The sequence below is a fragment of the Synechococcus sp. R3-13 genome, from assembly GCF_047462195.1.
In the GTDB taxonomy this organism is placed as follows: Bacteria; Cyanobacteriota; Cyanobacteriia; order Thermostichales; family Thermostichaceae; genus Thermostichus.
On the sequence record NZ_JANSIO010000501.1, the window covers coordinates 1 to 1,340 of the forward strand.

2 protein-coding genes are annotated in these 1,340 nt (G+C 60.6%); both read left to right on the forward strand.

Annotated elements, in window-relative coordinates:
• On the forward strand, positions 1–418 hold a 418-nt coding region (locus NW856_RS13870), incomplete at its 5' end, for a uroporphyrinogen-III synthase (protein WP_414400717.1).
• 63 nt (positions 419–481) lie between these two features.
• Positions 482–1,306 (forward strand): 1,4-dihydroxy-2-naphthoyl-CoA synthase, encoded by an 825-nt coding sequence (gene menB, locus NW856_RS13875; protein WP_414400718.1) that lies wholly within the window; start codon positions 482–484, stop codon positions 1,304–1,306.
• Positions 1,307–1,340: the final 34 nt, after the last annotated feature.

Genomic DNA, 1,340 nt, shown 5'->3' on the forward strand with positions numbered 1-1,340 from the left:
GGGAGGCCGGGAGGAGGTGGTACAGGGTTTGCGGCAGCGAGGGGCAGAGGTGGTGGAGGTGGCCGCCTATCAGTCTGCCTGTCCGGCGACAGCGGATCCCCAGGTGGTGGAGGCTCTGAAGGCCCGTCAGGTGGACATCCTCACCTTTGCCAGCTCCAAGACGGTGCAGCATTTTGCCCACTTGATCCGGCAGGCAGGGCTGGGCCCAGAGGTGTGGGATCCACCGGTGCAGATTGCCGCCATCGGCCCCAAAACCGCCGAAACCTGCAAAGCCGCATTCGGTCGGGTGGATATCGAAGCGCAGGAGTATACTCTGGAAGGATTGGTGGAAGCCCTCATCCAAGCGACCAACCGTTTCACCCAGCCTTTTCAGGCCGTTCGCGGTAGCAGTTCACAGCACCCAAGGGCTCCTCTATAATGAACCCGCCCATGCCGCCCGCGTCAGCCAGCCGGGCATCCCAAGCAGATACACCCAGACACCATGTGGCAGACGGCCAAGCTCTACGAAGACATCCTTTACGAAAAAACGGATGGCATTGCCAAGATCACCATCAACCGTCCCCACAAGCGCAACGCCTTTCGCCCCAAAACTGTTGCCGAGCTGATCGATGCGTTTGCCGATGTGCGAGAGGATCCCCGTATCGGGGTGGTGTTGTTGACCGGGGCAGGGCCCCACAGCGACGGCAAGTATGCCTTTTGTGCCGGTGGGGATCAAAGCGTGCGGGGCGAGGCTGGCTATCTGGATGAGGCCGGGATCCCTCGTCTCAATGTGCTGGATCTGCAGCGCATCATCCGCTCTTTGCCCAAGGTGGTGATTGCCCTAGTGGCAGGCTACGCCATCGGGGGTGGCCATGTTTTGCACCTCATCTGCGACCTGACCATTGCCGCCGATAATGCCATCTTTGGGCAAACCGGCCCTAGGGTGGGCAGCTTCGATGGGGGCTTTGGGGCCGCCTACCTGGCGCGAGTGGTGGGGCAAAAAAAAGCCCGCGAGATTTGGTTCCTCTGCCGCCAATACACCGCAGCCCAAGCCCTAGAGATGGGTCTGGTCAATGCCGTGGTGCCAGTGGAAGAGCTAGAAGCTGAAGGGATCCGCTGGGCGCAAGAGATTCTCCAGCACAGCCCCTTGGCCATCCGCTGCCTCAAAGCCGCCTTCAATGCCGACTGCGATGGGCAGGTGGGGCTGCAGGAGCTGGCCGGAGATGCGACGTTGCTGTTCTACATGACCGAGGAAGCTGCTGAGGGCAAACGCGCCTTTTTGGAAAAGCGCCCCCCCAACTTTCGCCAGTTTCCCTGGCTACCTTAGATAGTTTCCATTAATTCCACTTCCCCGAAGGGAA